This window comes from Nocardioides sp. Root122 (genome assembly GCF_001425025.1).
Classification (GTDB): domain Bacteria; phylum Actinomycetota; class Actinomycetes; order Propionibacteriales; family Nocardioidaceae; genus Nocardioides.
In genome coordinates, this window is record NZ_LMDE01000001.1 from 304,429 (window position 1) to 321,287 (window position 16,859).

Annotated in this window: 14 protein-coding genes; 9 read left to right on the forward strand and 5 right to left on the reverse strand. The window is 73.6% G+C overall.

Annotation, left to right across the window (positions count from 1 at the left end):
- Nucleotides 1–120: 120 nt before the first annotated feature.
- The 3 genes from ASC64_RS01415 to ASC64_RS01425 are packed head-to-tail and all read right to left on the reverse strand — an operon-like array spanning nt 121 to nt 3,541.
- Entirely contained in the window at nt 121–1,584 is a 1,464-nt protein-coding gene (locus ASC64_RS01415) for an MFS transporter (protein WP_056905733.1), read from the reverse strand.
- Complete coding sequence (locus ASC64_RS01420; protein WP_056905734.1) at nt 1,581–2,930, reverse strand: M20/M25/M40 family metallo-hydrolase; 1,350 nt, start codon at nt 2,928–2,930, stop codon at nt 1,581–1,583. Before ASC64_RS01420 ends, ASC64_RS01415 begins: the two co-directional genes overlap by 4 nt.
- On the reverse strand, nt 2,927–3,541 hold the full coding sequence (locus ASC64_RS01425; protein ID WP_056905735.1) for a nitroreductase family protein: 615 nt from the start codon (nt 3,539–3,541) through the stop codon (nt 2,927–2,929). The genes ASC64_RS01420 and ASC64_RS01425 overlap by 4 nt, the downstream gene beginning before the upstream one ends.
- Before the next feature lie 340 nt (nt 3,542–3,881).
- Here ASC64_RS01425 and ASC64_RS01430 point away from each other — a divergent pair, with 340 nt between their 5' ends.
- The 9 genes from ASC64_RS01430 to ASC64_RS01470 all read left to right on the forward strand — a co-directional run bounded on the left by ASC64_RS01430 (nt 3,882) and on the right by ASC64_RS01470 (nt 15,445).
- Nucleotides 3,882–5,084, forward strand: coding sequence for an allantoate amidohydrolase (locus tag ASC64_RS01430; RefSeq protein ID WP_200937430.1), 1,203 nt, complete (start codon nt 3,882–3,884; stop codon nt 5,082–5,084).
- Nucleotides 5,081–6,421, forward strand: coding sequence for a formimidoylglutamate deiminase (locus ASC64_RS01435; protein ID WP_056905736.1), 1,341 nt, complete (start codon nt 5,081–5,083; stop codon nt 6,419–6,421). The genes ASC64_RS01430 and ASC64_RS01435 overlap by 4 nt, the downstream gene beginning before the upstream one ends.
- Nucleotides 6,418–7,590 (forward strand): imidazolonepropionase, encoded by a 1,173-nt coding sequence (gene hutI / locus ASC64_RS01440; RefSeq protein WP_056905737.1) that lies wholly within the window; start codon nt 6,418–6,420, stop codon nt 7,588–7,590. The genes ASC64_RS01435 and hutI overlap by 4 nt, the downstream gene beginning before the upstream one ends.
- Nucleotides 7,591–8,032: 442 nt before the next feature.
- A complete protein-coding gene (locus ASC64_RS01445) occupies nt 8,033–10,951 on the forward strand; it encodes a helix-turn-helix transcriptional regulator (protein WP_162245756.1) in 2,919 nt (972 codons plus the stop codon).
- 32 nt (nt 10,952–10,983) lie between these two features.
- A complete protein-coding gene (locus ASC64_RS01450; protein WP_056905739.1) occupies nt 10,984–11,742 on the forward strand; it encodes a sucrase ferredoxin in 759 nt (252 codons plus the stop codon).
- A 98-nt stretch (nt 11,743–11,840) separates the two neighbouring features.
- Nucleotides 11,841–12,098, forward strand: coding sequence for a hypothetical protein (locus ASC64_RS01455; protein ID WP_056905740.1), 258 nt, complete (start codon nt 11,841–11,843; stop codon nt 12,096–12,098).
- Nucleotides 12,099–12,166: 68 nt separating this feature from the next.
- Nucleotides 12,167–13,216, forward strand: a complete 1,050-nt coding sequence (locus ASC64_RS01460) for a cupin domain-containing protein (RefSeq protein WP_235563466.1) — start codon at nt 12,167–12,169, stop codon at nt 13,214–13,216.
- Nucleotides 13,213–14,118 (forward strand): sucrase ferredoxin, encoded by a 906-nt coding sequence (locus tag ASC64_RS01465; RefSeq protein ID WP_056905742.1) that lies wholly within the window; start codon nt 13,213–13,215, stop codon nt 14,116–14,118. The genes ASC64_RS01460 and ASC64_RS01465 overlap by 4 nt, the downstream gene beginning before the upstream one ends.
- Before the next feature lie 46 nt (nt 14,119–14,164).
- Entirely contained in the window at nt 14,165–15,445 is a 1,281-nt protein-coding gene (locus tag ASC64_RS01470; RefSeq protein WP_235563467.1) for an MFS transporter, read from the forward strand.
- 55 nt (nt 15,446–15,500) lie between these two features.
- Here the strand turns inward: ASC64_RS01470 and ASC64_RS01475 are convergent, their stop codons facing one another.
- Both ASC64_RS01475 and ASC64_RS01480 read right to left on the reverse strand, forming a co-directional pair.
- Nucleotides 15,501–16,502, reverse strand: a complete 1,002-nt coding sequence (locus tag ASC64_RS01475; RefSeq protein WP_056905743.1) for a hypothetical protein — start codon at nt 16,500–16,502, stop codon at nt 15,501–15,503.
- Nucleotides 16,499–16,798: a hypothetical protein gene (locus ASC64_RS01480; protein WP_056905744.1), complete on the reverse strand. Its 300-nt coding sequence runs from the start codon at nt 16,796–16,798 to the stop codon at nt 16,499–16,501. The genes ASC64_RS01475 and ASC64_RS01480 overlap by 4 nt, the downstream gene beginning before the upstream one ends.
- Nucleotides 16,799–16,859 lie beyond the last annotated feature (61 nt).

Consider the following 16,859-nt stretch of genomic DNA (forward strand, 5'->3'; position numbering starts at 1 on the left):
GTCCCTCGGTGGTTGAGGTGCGAGCGCCAGGTTCCTCGGTGGTTGAGGTGCGAGCGCCAGCGAGCCTCGAAACCCCGGAGATCGCAGGTTTCGAGGCTCGTCGCTGGCGCTCCTCGCAGCTCAACCGGCGAGGGTTGGCTCCCCGACGTCGCTGAACGCGTGCCGCGGTGCCGCGAGGAGGGCGAGCGCGGCGAGGAACGACGCGCCGGCGCAGACGGCCCAGACGGTGAGGTAGCCGCCGAGCGGGGCGACCTTCTCCGTGGTCTCGTCGAGCGAGCCGGTCGCCGTCAGCGCGATCGCGAAGATCGCGGAGGCGATGGCGCCGCCGACGGTCTTGGTGCCGTTGGTCATGCCGGTCGCGATGCCCGTCCGCTCGGGCGGAGCGGCGGCGGCCGCGGCCGCCGGGAGGGCCGCCACCAGCGCGCCGGAGCCGAGGCCGGCGATCGCCATGTTGATGAGCGCCTGCCACGTGTGGTCGTGGAAGGGCAGCCACAGCAGGTAGCCGACGCCCACCAGCACGCAGGCGACGACCAGCGCGCGGCGTACGCCACCCAGCAGGCGGGTGGTGAGCGGCAGCGTGAAGGCGCCGATGGCGAGGGTGATCACGTAGACCCCGATCAGGGTCGAGATGAAGCTCGAGTCCGCGCCGAGGCCGTAGCCACGCTCGAGCGGGTCGGCCTGGGCGTAGGTCGACAGCGGGATCTGACCGCCCAGCACGGGGATGCCGAAGAGGAAGGCGGTCAGCTGCACCGGCCACTGCGCGGGGCTCGAGAGCAGGCGGACGTCGACGATCGGCTCCGGGTGCTGCTTCTCGAAGCGCCAGAACGCCGCGAAGACCACGACCGAGGCGACGATGGTGACCCAGCCGCGGAGCGAGCCCGGGCCGTCGAGCCGCAGCCACACCAGGCCGCCCATCAGCACGCCGAGCGCGACGGTGACCAGCGCGAGCCCGGCCCAGTCGATGCCGCCGCTGTCGTCGCCCGGCGCCTGCTCGATGCCGACGAGGATGACGAAGAAGACCGCCGTGACGACGAGCGCGGGCAGGGTGAGCAGGACGTTCATGTCCAGCGACTCGACCAGTGCGCCACTGGCGACCGCGCCGATGATGACGGCCAGCTCGAGCGATCCCACGAGGATCGCGGCGCCACGCCGGGTCAGCAGCTCCTGTCGGCCGGTCGAGCGCGTGCGGCGGTGGATGATCGCGATCTCCAGCGGGAGCCACACGACGTACGCACCCTGGATCGCCCATCCGATGAGGAACGTGGTGAAGGTCGGCGCGAAGGCCAGCCACCAGGAGCCGAGCGCGGTGACCGCCGTCGAGATCAGCAGCACCCGCTTGTGGCCGACCAGGTCGCCGAGCCGCGCGAGCAGCGGGATGCACAGCGCGCTGACGATCAGCTGGGCCGCCTCGAACCAGTTGATGTCGCCTTCGTGGATCTGGAGGTGGTCGGCGATCTGGGGGTAGATCGGCGTGTAGAAGCCCTGCAGGATGCCGCTGGCGAACTCGACCATCACCAGGAAGCCGACGATCGCGGCCAGGCTCTTGACGGCGGTGTGGGACGCGCGGTCCTTGGTGTCGCTCAACGCGGGAGCCTCTCGATCAGCAGCTGGTACCAGCGGGCGCCGTCGACGAGGTCGGCCACGCCGAGGTGCTCGTCGTAGGAGTGGATCGCCTGGCGCTGGGCCTTGGTCATCCGGAAGGGGGCGAAGCGGTAGACGTGCTCGCTGATCGCGGTGAAGTGCCGCGAGTCGGTGGCCGCCATCATCACGTAGGGGGTGGCGATCGCGTCCGGGAACACGGCACCGATGCACGACTCGATGAGCTCGAACGGCTCGTCCATCGGCGAGACCGGGGACGGCTCGCCCGACTCGATCACGTCGATACGGATCGAGTCGTCGGCCACGGCCTTGCGGATGTGCTCGACCACGCCGGCGACGCTGTCGCCCACCATGACCCGGATGTTGAGGCCGGCCCTGGCGGTCGACGCGATCACGTTGAGGGCGGGTGAGCCGCTGAGCGTGGTGGCGGCGACCGTCGTACGCGTCATGGCGGCGGCCTCCGGTCCGGCCGCGAGCAGGACGCGCGTGATCACCGGTGCCAGCCGGTCGGCCCGACCGAGCAGGGGACGCACCGGGAGCGGCAGGTGGGGGGCCAGGCGCCGCATCAGCTCGAGCGTGGGAGCCGGCGCGGAGGCGGGGAACGGCGACTTCTCCACGCGCAGGATCGCGCGGGCGATGCGGGCGGTCGGCCCGTTCCTCGCCGGCGTGGAGGCGTGCCCGCCGCGCCCTTCCGCGACGAGCTCGAGCGAGGTGGTGCCCTTCTCGGTGACGCCGATGACGCCGAGCGGTGCGGTCACGCCGGGGAAGGCGCCGCCGGCGATCGCACCGCCCTCGTCGAGCACCAGCCACGGCGTGACCCCGCGGTCGCGGAGCACGGCGACCGCTTCGGGTGCCGTGCTGCCGCTGACCTCCTCGTCGCAGCCGAAGGACAGCCACACGTCCTGGGCCGGCGTGTGACCGGCCTCGAGCAGCGTCTCCACGGCCTCGCAGATCGCGGCGACGCAACCCTTGTCGTCGAGGGTGCCGCGACCCCAGATGGCCGGACCGACGTCGGAGTGGTGGATCTCCCCGCCGAAGGGGTCGTGCTGCCACGGCGCCTCCCCGTCGACGGGGACGACGTCGAGGTGAGCCATCAGCACGATCGGACGCTCGGCGCTGGCGCCCGCCCAGTGGAGCAGCAGGCCGTGCGTGCCGACGCGGGTCAGGTCGAGCCGCTCGTGCAGCAGCGGGAAGTGCCTCTCCAGCTCGACCAGCAGCCGGTCGAAGGCGTCGGTGTCGACGCGTGCGGGATCGCGGTCGGAGACGGTCGGGATGCGGACGAGGGCCTGCAGGGCGCCCACCACGCGCTCCTCGACAGGCGGTGCGGTCATGGGGTGACCGTAGTGCCCCAGCGTCCCCGGTGGACCAGATTCGTACGTCGTTCGCGCCGCGCCGGGGAGCCCGCCGCCCCGCGGTCGCTCACCCGGTGCCCGACGGTGATCGCACCGACGGGTGCGTGGTCGGCCGGGACGTCGAACGCGGCACGGAAGCCGTTCAGGTGCTCGCCGGGGATGCCGAAGAAACAGGCGCCGAGCCCTTCGTCCACGGCGGTCTGGAGGATCAGCAGCGAGGCCATGCCCGTGTCGACGTACCAGTACGGCACCGGCCACCGGTCGGCCCGCCGGTCGGTCCAGCCCTTGTCGGCCTCGGCGTAGCGGTCGAGGTAGGCGTCCTGGCACACCAGCGGCACGATCACGACCGGGGCCGTGCGCATGCCGTCGAGCCAGCTGTTGTGGGTGTCGGGTTCGGCGCCGGTCGACTCCCAGAAGCGCGCGACGTCCTCCGCCGTGTCGAGCACCAGGAACGCCCACCCCTGCGTGAACCCCGCGTTGGGCGCGCGTTGGGCGTGCTCGAGCATCCGGTCCACCACCGCCGGGTCCACCGGCTCGTCGGAGTAGCGCCGCACCATCCGTCGGCGGCGTACGACCTCTCGGAACTCCATGGAGTATGTATAGGCGGTCGAGTAGTCGCGAGCGCCGGCCAGCGCCAGCCAGCGCCCCAGGGGGTCGTCCGCGGCGTGCCCGGGAGTGCAGGAGGAGGGGTGCGTCCGGAGGAGCGGCGCTTGGGGTCCCCGCGGGGTTCTGGCGGAGGAGCGCAGCGGGGGAGTCAGAAGCTCGTGGGGTGAAGCGCTGCGGGGGAGGGCGCGGCAACGACGACGAACGAGTGGGCTCAGGCGCCGCGGACACGGCGAAGCGGAGCGAGCCCATGAATCGTCTGAGATCCGAGACGCCATGCCGGGGGCGTTCGTTGACCCGGGTCGGCCGGGACGATGGACTGGGTCCATGGCCTTCGAGGAGATGTGGCGCGACCTGTCGCCAGTGGGGCGCTCGGCGTCCTCGGGCGGCTACTTCCGTCAGCCGTGGACCTCCGCCGAGGGCGAGCTGCGCGCGTGGTTCGCCGAGGAGTGCGCGGCGCGCGGGCTCGTGGTCGAGACCGACGGCATCGGCAACCAGGTGGCCTGGTGGGGTGACGGTGACCTGCCCGGCGTGCTCACCGGGTCGCACCTCGACTCCGTCCTCGACGGCGGTGCGTACGACGGCCCGCTGGGCGTCGTCTCCGCCCTCGCGGCCATCGACACGCTGCGCGCCCGTGGCGTCCAGCCGGGCCGCCCGATCGGCGTCGGCGTCTTCGTCGAGGAGGAGGGCTCGCGCTTCGGGCGCGCCTGCCTCGGCTCCCGCCTCGTCGCCGGCGCGACCACGTGGGAGGAGGCCCGCGAGCTCCGCGACCGCGCCGGGGTCTTCCTCGCCGATGCCGTCGCCGCGGCCGGCCTGGACCCGTCGGCGGGACTGCTGTCGCTGGACCGGGTCGGCACCTTCGTCGAGCTGCACGTCGAGCAGGGTCGCGACCTCGTCGACCGTGACGTGCCGGTCGGGCTCGCGAGCGAGATCTGGCCGCACGGCCGGTGGCGCTTCGACTTCGCCGGTCAGGCCAACCACGCCGGCACCACGCGCATGGAGGACCGGCACGACCCGATGCTGACCTACGCGATGACCGCGCTCGCCGCGAACAAGCAGGCCCGGCTCGCGGAGCAGCGGGCCACCTTCGGCCGGATCGCGGTCGAGCCCAACGGCACCAACGCCGTGCCCTCGCTGGTCACGGCCTGGCTCGACGCGCGCGCCTCCTCCAACGCCGCCCTCGCCGACATGGTCGCGGCGATCGAGCGCCAGGCCGAGGACCGGGCGGGCCGCGACGGCACGGCGCTCGTCGTCACGCCCGAGTCGGTGTCCGGGTCGGTCGCGTTCGACGCCGACCTCGCCACGCGGCTGGCCGGGCTCGGCGGCTGGCCCGTCATCCCGACGCAGGCGGGCCACGACGCCGGCATCCTGTCCGACGCAGGCATCCCGACCGCGATGGTCTTCGTGCGCAACCCCACCGGCGTCTCGCACTCGCCCGACGAGCGGGCCGAGACTGCCGACTGCCTCGCCGGCGTCGAGGCGCTGGCCGACGTCCTCGCCGAGCTGACCCGTTCCGGAAACCCAGCATGACGGCGTACCTCCTCGAGCGCGCCTGGCTGCCGTCGTCCGACGGCGGCCGCTTCTGCGACGACGTGCTCGTCGAGGTGGAGGACGGCCGGTTCACGTCGGTGACGCCCGACGCCGACCCGCCGCGCGCCATTCCCGTGCGCGGCCTCGTCGTGCCGGGCCTCGCCAACACCCACAGCCACGCCTTCCACCGCGCCCTGCGCGGGCGCACCCAGCGCGAGCGCGGGACGTTCTGGACCTGGCGCGACCAGATGTACGACGTCGCCGCCCGGCTCGACCCCGACACCTACCTCGCCCTGGCGCGGGCGACCTACCGCGAGATGGCCGCCGCCGGGATCACGTGCGTCGGCGAGTTCCACTACCTCCACCACCAGCCCGACGGCTCGCGCTACGCCGACCCCAACGAGATGGGGCAGGCGCTCGTGCACGCCGCCCGCGAGGCGGGTCTGCGGATCACCCTCCTCGACACCCTCTACCTCTCCTCCGGCTTCGGTGCCGCGCCCGAGGGCGCCCAGGTGCGCTACAGCGACGGCTCGGTGGAGGCGTGGATCGACCGCGTCAGCGGCCTCGAGGCGCGCTTCGCCCGCACCTCCGCCACCGAGAAGCTCGGCGCCGCGGTCCACTCCGTGCGCGCCGTGCCCGCCACCGACCTCGCCGCGGTCGCGGCCTGGGTCGGGGACCGGCCCTTCCACGTCCACCTCTCCGAGCAGGTCGCCGAGAACGACGCCTGCCGCGAGGCGTACGGCGTCACGCCCACGCGGCTGCTCGCCGACCACGGCCTGCTCCGGCGCTCGACCTCACTGGTGCACGCCACCCACCTCACGGAGGACGACGTCGCGCTCATCGGCGGCGCTGGCGCGTTCGCGTCGTTCTGCCCGACCACCGAGCGCGACCTCGGTGACGGCATCGGCCCGTCGCGGCAGCTCCACGACGCCGGCGCCCGGCTGACCCTGGGGAGCGACAGCCATGCGGTCATCGATCCCTTCGAGGAGATGCGCGCGCTGGAGCTCGACGAGCGGCTGGCGACCCGGCAGCGCGGGCACTGGAGCGCGCCCGAGCTGCTGACCGCGGCGACCGTCGACGGCCACGCCTCGCTCGGCTGGGACGACGCCGGGTCGATCGCGGTCGGGCAGCGCGCCGACCTCGTCGTGGTCGATCCCGCCAGCCCGCGCACCGCGGGGGCCGGGCGCGACGAGGGCGCGGTCGTCTTCGCGGCGGCCGCCGAGGACGTGCAGCGGGTGATGGCGGACGGCCGCTGGATCGTGGAGGAGGGCCAGCGCTACGACATCGGGCTCGAGCTGGAGCAGGCCGTCGCCCGGACCTGGGGAGAGGCGCGATGACGGCCACGGTGATCACCGGCATCGGCGAGCTGGCCACCAACGATCCGACGCGGGCCGAGCAGGGCGGCCTCCTCGGCCTGCTCGCCGACGCCGCGGTCGTCGTCGAGGGCAGCCGCATCGCCTGGGTGGGCCCGGCGGCCGAGGCCCCGGAGGCCGACGTCCGGGTCGACGCCGGCGGGCGCGCCGTGATCCCCGGCTTCGTCGACTCGCACAGCCACCTCGTCTTCGCGGGCGACCGCTCGGCGGAGTTCGAGGCGCGGATGACCGGCCAGCCCTACACCGCCGGCGGCATCCGCACGACCGTCGCCCGCACCCGGGCCGCCACCGACGAGCAGCTCACCTCGCACGTCGCCCGGCTCGTCGCCGAGATGCGGGCGCAGGGCACCACCACCGTGGAGATCAAGAGCGGCTACGGGCTGTCGGTGCACGACGAGGCCCGCAGCCTCGCGGTGGCGCGGCAGTTCACCGACGAGACCACCTTTCTCGGCGCCCACGTGGTGCCGGCTGACACCACGCCCGAGGACTACGTCGACCTCGTCACCGGCCCCATGCTCGCGGCCGCGGCACCGCACGCCCGGTGGATCGACGTGTTCTGCGAGGACGGCGCCTTCGACGTCGACCAGGCACGAACCATCCTGGCGGCGGGGTCCGACAGCGGCCTGCGCGGGCGGCTCCACGCCAACCAGCTGACGTACGGTGGCGGCGTGCGGCTGGCCTGCGAGCTCGGCCTGGTCGCGGTCGACCACTGCACCTTCCTCAGCCCGCTGGACATCGAGTCGCTGAGCGACTCAGGGACGATCGCGACGCTGCTGCCGGGCGTGGAGTTCTCCACCCGGCAGCCCTATCCCGACGCCCGCGGACTGCTCGACGCGGGCGTGCGGGTCGCGCTCGCCAGCGACTGCAACCCCGGCTCCTGCTTCACCTCCTCGATGGCCCTCTGCATCGCCCTGGCGGTCCGCGAGATGCGGATGAGCCCGGCAGAGGCGCTCCACGCCGCGACGGCCACTGGTGCCGCCGCGCTCGACCGCGACGACGTCGGCGTGATCGCGCCCGGCAAGGCCGCCGACCTCGCCCTGCTGGACGCGCCGTCGTACGTCCACCTCGCCTACCGCCCCGGCGTCCCGCTGGTCGCGGGCGTCTGGCAGCACGGTCGCCCGGTCGCCGGGTAGTCCAGTGGTCAGCGGCTGTCCGCGCATCTCGGGGTAGTCCAGTGGGAAGTCGTCGTCGAGGAAGGTCATCGGCAGCCATTCGCCACTGGACTACCCCGGTCGGGCAACCGGTGGCCACTGGACTACCTCAGACGGGTGTCGTACGCCGCTGGGCGCGCATCTGAGGTAGCCGGGCGGGCGTGGATAGGGCACCCGCCCGATGTCCGGGCCTACCTCAGCGACGCAATCTCTCCTCACGGTCCAGCCAGGACCGTGGAGAAGAGGAGAATCACATGTTCGCCACCGACAGCTTCCTGAGTGCCGAGATCGCCTACCGCCAGGACAAGGTCCGCAAGGACTACGGCGTTCGTCGCTGGACCCGGGTCCGCGCCGACGACACCCAGAAGTGACCCGCACCGCGATCGACCCGCCAGTGTCGGAGCGGCACGACACAATGTCGTCCGTGCCGGCCCTGAGGACCACCGATCTCATCGGACGCGATGCCGAGCTGGAGCAGCTGACTGCCCAGCTCGGCATTCGCACGTCCGGGGGCGAGCCGTCCGTGCGCGCGATGCTCGTGGCGGGCGACGCCGGCGTCGGCAAGACCCGTGTGCTGATGGCCCTGCGCGACGCCGCCCTCGAGGCCGGCTGGCAGGTCGTGGCGGGGCACTGCCTCGACCTCGCCGACAGCTCCCTTCCCTACCTCCCCTTCTCGGAGGTCCTCGGTCGGGTGATGGCCGACCGGTCCGACGTGGCGACCCGCGTCCTCGACCAGCACCCCACGCTCGCCCGCCTGCAGCCGGGCAGGCGGATCCGCAGCAGCGAGACCGCGTCGGGCGACCAGGCCCTCGACCGCGGCAACGTCTACGACGCGTTCGGCGACCTCCTCTCCGCCGTCGCCGAGCAGGCGCCGCTCCTCGTCATGGTCGAGGACGCCCACTGGGCCGACGAGTCGACGCGCGACATGCTGAGCTTCCTGTTCTCCCGCACCGTCCCGGGCGTCTCGCTCGTCGTCTCCTACCGCGCCGACGACCTCCACCGCCGCCACCCGCTGCGTCGCCAGGTCGCGGAGTGGATGCGGCTGCGCGGCGTCGACCGGCTGCACCTCGAGCCGCTCTCCGACGACGACGTACGCCTGCTCGTCCGCGCGCTGCACCCCTCGACGATGTCCGAGGCTGAATACACCTCGATCGTCGACCGCGCCGAGGGCAACCCCTTCTTCATCGAGGAGCTCGTCGGGGCCGCGTGGTCCGGGCAGGTGCCGGGCGAGCTCGCCGACGTGCTGCTCGTCCACCTCGACCGCCTCGACGAGACCACCCGCAAGGTGGTGCGGATCATCTCGGTCGCGGGTCGCCAGGTCAGCCACGAGCTGCTGGCTGCCGTCTCCGACCTCGGCCCCGCCGAGCTCGAGGGCGCGCTGCGCAACGCCGTGGAGTCGCACGTCCTCGTGGCCTCGCGTGGTGGCACCTACGCCTTCCGGCACGCGCTCCTCGGCGAGGCCGTCTACGACGACCTGCTGCCGGGGGAGCGGGTCCGGCTGCACGCCGACTTCGTCGCCGCCCTGGGCGAGGGTCGCGCCGTGGGCACCGCCGCGGAGCTCGCCCAGCACGCGCGCCGCGCCGACGACCGCCCGGTGGCGGTCCGAGCCTCGATCGAGGCCGGGGAGGAGGCACTGGCCGTGGGTGGACCGTCCGAGGCCGCGACCCACTTCCTCGACGCCCTCGAGCTGATCGACACGTCCCGCACCCCGATCGCCGACGTGGACGCCTCCGCGCTGGCGCGCAAGTGCGCGGACGCGCTGATCGCAGCCGGGCGGGTGCCCAAGGCCGTCAAGGTGCTGCGGGGCCGACTGGCGGCGCTCCCGGCCGAGGACACCGGGGTCGACCGAGGGCAGCTGCTGACGTCGCTGGCAGCCGCCCTGATGCTCACCGACACCACCGAGTCGCCGAGCGACATCGCGGCCGAGGCGGTGGCCCTCCTCAGCGCCGCCCCGCCCAAGCTCCTGGGCCGCGCACTCCTCGTCCGCGCGCAGAGCCTGAGCAGCTGGCACGACGACGAGGCGCGCGCCGCCGCGCTGGAGGCGCTGTCGCTCGCCGAGCGCAACGACCTCACGAGCCTGGCCGTCGAGGTGCAGACCACCCTCGCCGGCCTTGACCCCGCGGGCGGCGACGACCCCGGCACGGGCTGGCGCGCGGCCGCGGAGCGCGCCCGTCGCGCCGGCTTCATCGAGCCGGAGCTGCGCGCCCTCTACTTCCTCGCGCGGACCCACCACGACCGCGGCGACCTCGCGGCGGCGGTCGAGGCCTACCGCGAGGTCCTCGCGCGCAGCGAGGTCGACGGTCTCACCTGGTCCCCCTACCCCGCTGAGGCGCGCGTGCTGATGTCGGCGGCGCTGACCCACCAGGGCCGGCTCGACGAGGCCTTCGACCTCCTCGACGTGAGCGGGCAGAACCCGCCGATGGTCTACGAGTGGCTCTACTTCGCCCATCAGATGCTCATCACGATCGGCATCCGCGGGGAGCAGAAGCCCAAGGCGCTCGAACGGCTGCGCGACTACTGGGGCACCGACGGCCTCACCGCCATCTCGGCGGCGAGCGCCGAGATCATGTGGAGCGCCTCGGTCGGCGACGCCGCACGCGCCACCCGGGTCTACGACGACGTGGTCGCCACGGTCGTGCCGCTGTGGCACGACTGGTTCCAGGCCCGGCTCCGCCTTGCCACGCTCGTCATCGGCGCCATCGCCAACGCCGCACCTCGTCAGTCCGCCGACGAGCGGGCCGCGGCCGGCGTCGAGGTCGATCGGATGATGGCCGACGGCGGCCGGGTCATCGACTTCTACGCCCCCTACGACGGCAGCCACGGCCCCGAATACCGCATGTGGGTCACGCGCCGCGCCGCCGAGCACCTGCGCTGGCGCTGGCTGGCGCAGGTCGACCCGCCCACGAGCGACGAGCTGGTCGCCGCCTGGCGTGCCGCGGAGGAGACGGCGATGGCCTACGGCAGCGTGCCCGAGATCGCCCAGACCCGGGTCCGCCTCGCCGGCGTCCTGCGGGCAGCGGGTGGCGCCGCAGCCGCGCGCGAGGTGGCCGACCGGGCCCGCGAGGCCGCGCACGCCATGCGGTCCACCGCCCTGACGGCGGAGCTGACCGCGCAGGGATCGGCGCCCGCGCCGGCGACCGCCACCGACACGGTGACGCTGACGCCGCGTGAGTCGGAGATCCTGGCGCTGGTGGCCGAGGGCCGCTCCAACGGCGAGATCGGCAAGCAGCTGTTCATCAGCACCAAGACCGTGTCGGTGCACGTCTCCAACATCCTCGCCAAGCTCGACGCGGCCTCCCGCACCGAGGCGGCTGCCGTCGCGCGGCGTCGCGGCCTCCTGTGAGGCCGTGCTGAGGCATCGGCAAGACTGCGGCCATGCCTGACTTCCGGTGCTCGCTCGCCAGCCTCACCGACGACGAGCCGATCATCGGCACCGCGCCGACCGACCCCGAGGTCCTGCTGGTCGAGGCGCCTGGCCCGTGGGGTCGCGACGCCGTCACCGACAACCGGCTGCCCGCGACGGTCCGCGAGCACCTCGGCGGGCTGGACCTCAAGGTCCTCCTGCTGCGGCGCTACGACGGGGGCGCCGGCCCGGGGACGCACGTCTTCCACGCTCGCGCCACCGCCGACGGGTTCGACGTCCGCGGCACGGTGCTCGACCGACCCGAGGACCTCGTCGACCTCGACCTGGCCGGCCTGCCGGCGTACGACGGACCGCTGTGGCTGGTCTGCACCAACGGCAAGCGCGACCGGTGCTGCGCCGAGATCGGCCGCCCGATCGCCGGGCTGCTCACCCAGGAGTGGCCGGAGGGCACGTGGGAGACCACGCACCTCGGCGGCCACCGGTTCTCCGGCACCCTGCTCGCCCTGCCGAGCGGTCTCACCCTCGGTCGTCTCGACACCGCCACCGTCCTGGCTGCGTGCGAGGCGGTGGACCGCGGCGAGGTCCCGACCGAGTGGATCCGCGGCCGCGCCGGGCGCCCCGGTGTCGAGCAGGTCCGCGAGCTGCACGTGCTCGCGGGCGGCGACCCCGACGACGAGGTCGTCGCCGTCCCGGGCCCGAGCCGCCGCCAGTCCTGCGGCGACGACAAGGTCAAGGGCACGACCCGCTTCGAGGTGCGGGCGACCCGGTGACCTCGTCCCCAGGGGTGTGGGACGGTGGGAGTCCAGAGCACGAGACTCGCAGGTGTATCCGGGGCGGACCGTCCGTCGCGGCACGACGAGGAGGATCCATGACGACGACTCCTGACAGCCCCCTGGGCGACGACGAGATCACCACGGAGGGCGCCGACCCGACCGGGGTCCCGGCCGCCCCCGGTGATGCAGACGGCGCGGACGCCGACGGCACGGACGGTGACTCGACCGACAGCACCGACGGCGACTCCACCGACAGTGACTCGACCGACGCGGACGGAACCGACGGCGACTCGACCGACAGCACCGACGGTGACTCCACCGACGCCGACGGCACGGACGGGTCCTCCCTCTGAGCGCACTCGACCGCCTGACGGGCGACGCCCAGACCTTCATCGACAAGGTCTGGGCGTCGCACGTCCACGTGCACCGCACCGACCCCGGCTTCGGCGCCGAGGTGCTCTCGCTCGCCGACGTCGACCACCTGCTGACCGAGACCGGCGTCCGCACGCCCGCGATCCGGGTGGCCCGCAACGGCTCGGTGCTGCCCGACTCGTCGTTCACCCGCGGCGGCACCCTGGCCGGCAAGCCACTCACCGGCCTCGTCGACCCGGTCAAGCTGATGCGCCTGCACGACGAGGGCGCCACGATCGTGCTGCAGGGCCTCCAGCGCTACTGGACCCCCGTCGGGGACCTGATCGCCGACCTCGAGCTCGAGCTCGGCCACCCCTGCCAGGCCAACGCCTACCTCACCCCGCCCGGAGCCCAGGGCTTCGCGGTGCACTCCGACTCCCACGACGTCTTCGTCGTGCAGACCCATGGCACCAAGCTGTGGGAGATCCACGGTGAGGGCGGCCCCGGCGAGCTGCTGCTCGAGCCGGCCGTCGTGGCCTACCTCCCGACCGGCACCCCGCACGCGGCGCGTGCGCAGGAAGCGGTCTCGCTCCACCTCACGATCGGCATCAACCAGCTGACCTGGCGCAGCCTGTTGCAGCGCGAGGTCGGCCGGCTGCTCGACGAGGTCCCCGACGACCACCTGCCTGCGGGCTACCTCGACGACCCAGCGCGACTGGCTGAAGGTGCCGGCGGCCACGTCGCCGCGCTCGTCGACGCCGTACGCCGCCTCGACCCCGCACTCATCGCCGCCGAGCAGGCCGAGCGGTTCCTCAGCGGGCGCCCCGCGCGTCTGCCGGGAGCACTGCTCGACCGCGCGTCGCTCGCCGGCCTCGACGCCACCACGCCGCTGCGACGTCGCGCCGGCCGCCCGTGCGTGCTGTCCGACGACGGCGACGCGGTCCGGATGCTCATCGGCGACCGGGTGCTCCGCATCCCCGCGCGCGTGCGCCCGGCCCTGGAGCACGTCGCGGCGCACCGCGGGCTCACGCCCGCAGACCTGCCCGCGCTCGACCCGCAGAGCGCGCTGGTGCTGTGCCGTCGGCTGGTCCGGGAAGGGCTGCTCGAGGTCGTCCGGTGACGGACTTCCGGTGCGCTGTGGCCAGCCGCGAGCGCGGCGACGAGCTCGCCGGCACCGCCTCGACCGTGCGCAGCTACCTCCTGCTCGAGCACGCCGGGCCGTGGGGCGCCGATGCGCTGCGCGACGCCCGCCTGCCCTACGGCCTCGGCGTGCACCTGCGTGAGGTGGCGGGCCGCCACCGGGTGCGCGTGCTCCTGGTACGCCGTCCCGGCCGGCGTGCCGGCGCCGGCGACGGCGGCGTACGGCTCTTCGCCTGCCGGGCGGCCGGTCCGGAGTCGTGGACCGAGACCACGCTGCTCAACGAGCTCAACGACGTGCGCGACCTCGACCTCGCGCCGCTGGGTGCCGGGCGCTCGCTCGGTCTCGAGCCGCATGCCGCGCCGTTGCTCGCGGTCTGCACCCATGGCCGCCACGACGCGTGCTGTGCCGAGCTCGGCCGGCCCGCCGCGCTCGCCCTCGCCCGGGGGCCGCACGCGGAGGACGTGTGGGAGACCTCGCACATCGGCGGTGACCGGTTCGCCGGCAACCTCGTCGTGCTGCCCCGCGGCCTCTACTACGGTGCGCTCGACGCCACGTCGGCCGTCGCCGTGGCCGACGCGACCGCGGCCGGCGAGGTGCTGCTCGACCACCTCCGCGGCCGCTCCGACCTGCCGATGGGCGCGCAGGCCGCCGACGTGGCGCTGCGGCGCGCGCTCGGCGTCACCGGCCTCGACGACGTCCTCGCCCGGTCGGTGCGGGTCGACGGCGACCTGACCACGAGCCGCTTCGACGTCGCCGGGCACGGCGCCCGCGAGGTCGTCGTACGCCGCGTGGTGGGCGACACGGCCCACCAGCTCACCTGCTCCGCCCGGCGCGACAACCCGGTGCCGCGCCACGAGGTCCTCGAGGTCCGCGAGGCCTGAGAAAGTCGCGCGCACCGTCGCGCGCCCGGTGGGAGACTGACCGCTCGTGACCTGGATCGACCGCGTCCGCGCCCTGCGGATGGACGTCAGCCCGTTGCGGGAGTCCCGCGACTTCCGCCTGCTGTTCACCGCCGGAAGCGTCTTCTACCTCGGCAGCATGGTCGCCTACGTCGCGGTGCCGTTCGCCATCTACGACCTCACCGGCTCCAACTTCCTCGTCGGGCTCGTCGGCCTGGTCGAGCTCGGCCCGCTCATCGTCTTCGGCCTGTACGGCGGCGCGCTCGCCGACCACGTCGACCGCCGCCGGCTCCTCGTGAGCACCGGCCTGGCCCAGGTCGCGCTGATGGCGGCATTCGCGTGGAACGCCTTCTCCGCGCACCCGCGAGTCTGGGTGATCTTCGTGCTTGCGGCGCTCTACGCGGCCACCAGCTCGCTGCAGCGTCCCTCGCGGGAGGCACTGGAGCCGCGCACCGTCCGGCATGACCAGATCGCCGCCGCCAACGCCCTCAGCAGCTTCGCCATGCAGTTCGGCGTCCTCCTCGGCCCGCTCATCGGCGGACTGCTGGTGGCGTACGTCGGCGTCGGCTGGTGCTTCCTCGCCGGGATGGCCGGCTACGCGATCGCCAGCCTGCTCTTCGCCGCCATGCGCCCCTACCCGCACGACGGGGAGACGACGCCACCGAGCCTGCGTGGGATCCACGAGGGCCTGACCTACGCCGTGCGGCGCCGCGACCTGCTCGGCACCTACGTCGTCGACATCGCCGCGATGATGCTCGCCATCCCGGTCGTGCTGTTCCCCGCCCTGGCGCACGAGGTCTTCGACCGCCCGGAGCTGCTCGGCCTGCTCTACTCGGCCGAGACCGTCGGTGCCCTCGTGGCCACCGCGCTGAGCGGGTGGGTCGGCCGCGTGCACCACCACGGCCGCGCCATCGTGATCGCAGCCAGCCTCTACGGCGCCTGCATCGCGCTGGCCGGCCTGATGCCGTCGTTCTGGCTGGCGTGCCTGTTCCTGGCCCTGTCCGGGGCCGCGGACATGGTCTCGGCCGTCTTCCGCTCGACGGTGTGGAACCAGACCATCCCCGACACGATGCGGGGCCGCCTGGCCGGTATCGAGATGCTGTCCTACTCGGTGGGCCCGATGGTCGGCGAGACCCGCGCCGGGTTCGTCGCCGACGCCTGGTCGGTCCGGGGCGCGGTCGTCAGCGGTGGCGCCGCCTGCGTCGGCGGGGTGCTCCTGACCGCGGTCGCGCTCCGCGACTTCTGGTCCTACGACTCGCGCACCGACCCCTACGCCGTCGCCGAGCGCGAGCGCCGCGCGACCGGCTGACGCCGGCCCGCATCCGTCGGTCGAGGAGGTCGCGCAGCGACCGTCACGAGATCCCTCAGCCGAGCCGGTCCCGGAGGTCGGTCGTCGGCTGGACGTCGGCCCGCTCGACGACGAGGCGCGGCTTGCCCGACTCAGCGGCCTCGAGGTTGCGGGCCGTACGGTTGGCCTGCGCCTGCTCGCGGTCGGCGACCGCCTCGGCGTCGTGGGCCTCGACCCGCGCGTCGACGAGCTCGCGGTGCAGGGTCTGCACCTTGGCGGCCTGGGCCTGGATCTCCTCCGGCGGGCGCTCCTCGACGACCAGCTTCTCGAGCTGGTCGAGCGCGTGCTGCTCGCGCCGCTTGAGCTGGTCGACGGTGCGCTGGGCGGCGTCGGCGCGGTCGTTGGCCTCGACCGCTTCCAACGCCTCCTCGGCCGCCTCGCGACGCAGCTCGCCGAACGTCACCTGGTGGGCGTTGGCGGCCACGAGCTTCGCCTTGTCCTTGTCGGGGTGCACGCCGGCGTGGTCGGCGAGCGCCTTGACCAGCTCACGGGTGCTCGCGCGGCGCGCGTCGCGCAGCTCGATCTTGATCTCGAAGCACTCCTGGTAGGCCTTCCAGTCGGCCTCCCACGCGTCGGCCTGCTTCTGCGTGGCGTCGCCGGGCAGGGTCTCGACGGGGGGCCAGATCCGGTTGCCGCGCACCTCGAGCCCCTTGCTGGCCGCGAAGGCGCGCAGCTGCTCGAGGCCCTCGCGATGGCGACGGAGCACGTCGGAGTAGGCGTTGATCGCACGGCCCAGACCGCGCAGGTTGTCGCGCACCGTCACCGCCTCCTCGTGGCGGCGGCCGGCGCGGTCGCGGAGCGTGTCGGCGGCCTCGCCGGCGAACACCTCCTCGGACAGGGTGGCGGTGCGCTCGAAGCCGTCGACGGCCAGCTCGACCTTGGACCCGAGCCGCCTCACCGAGTCGCCGTAGGCGTCGACCTGGTCGGGCTCGAGCCAGTGGTAGCCGCACCCGATGGGGTCGCCGAACTGCAGGGAGTCCTGCTGCGTCTCGAGCCTGTCGGCGACGACCTTCGTCATGGCTTCACCTGGTCGAGCTGGGCGGCGACCGTGGCGGCCTGGCCGACCATCACGTCGAGCTCGTCGAAGTCGATGATCGAGTCGTCGATGGCCCCTGCGAGGGTGCGGCACTTCTTGGCGACCTGCTCGGCGTCCTCCACGAGGCTGCGCACGCCCTCGACCATCAGGTCGCGCCACGGGAAGTCGTCGGCCGGGTGGTCGATGTCGCCGAGCGCGGCACGCAGCCCCTCGCGCGCGGAGTCCAGCTCCTCCTTGGCGGTCCGCAGCGCCCGCTGGTTGATCGCGATCGGCCTCATGGCGACCTTCTGCCCCGATGGATGCCGGGCGAAACGCGCAGTGGTGAAAATGTGAACCACG

Coding starts and splice junctions, on each gene's coding strand:
- ASC64_RS01480 (WP_056905744.1), bottom strand. CDS start 16,798: ATGAGGCCGATCGCGATCAACCAGCGGGCGCTGCGGACCGCCAAGGAG.
- hutI (WP_056905737.1), top strand. CDS start 6,418: ATGACGGCCACGGTGATCACCGGCATCGGCGAGCTGGCCACCAACGAT.
- ASC64_RS01475 (WP_056905743.1), bottom strand. CDS start 16,502: ATGACGAAGGTCGTCGCCGACAGGCTCGAGACGCAGCAGGACTCCCTG.
- ASC64_RS01455 (WP_056905740.1), top strand. CDS start 11,841: ATGACGACGACTCCTGACAGCCCCCTGGGCGACGACGAGATCACCACG.
- ASC64_RS01425 (WP_056905735.1), bottom strand. CDS start 3,541: ATGGAGTTCCGAGAGGTCGTACGCCGCCGACGGATGGTGCGGCGCTAC.
- ASC64_RS01435 (WP_056905736.1), top strand. CDS start 5,081: ATGACGGCGTACCTCCTCGAGCGCGCCTGGCTGCCGTCGTCCGACGGC.
- ASC64_RS01430 (WP_200937430.1), top strand. CDS start 3,882: ATGGCCTTCGAGGAGATGTGGCGCGACCTGTCGCCAGTGGGGCGCTCG.
- ASC64_RS01420 (WP_056905734.1), bottom strand. CDS start 2,930: ATGACCGCACCGCCTGTCGAGGAGCGCGTGGTGGGCGCCCTGCAGGCC.
- ASC64_RS01450 (WP_056905739.1), top strand. CDS start 10,984: ATGCCTGACTTCCGGTGCTCGCTCGCCAGCCTCACCGACGACGAGCCG.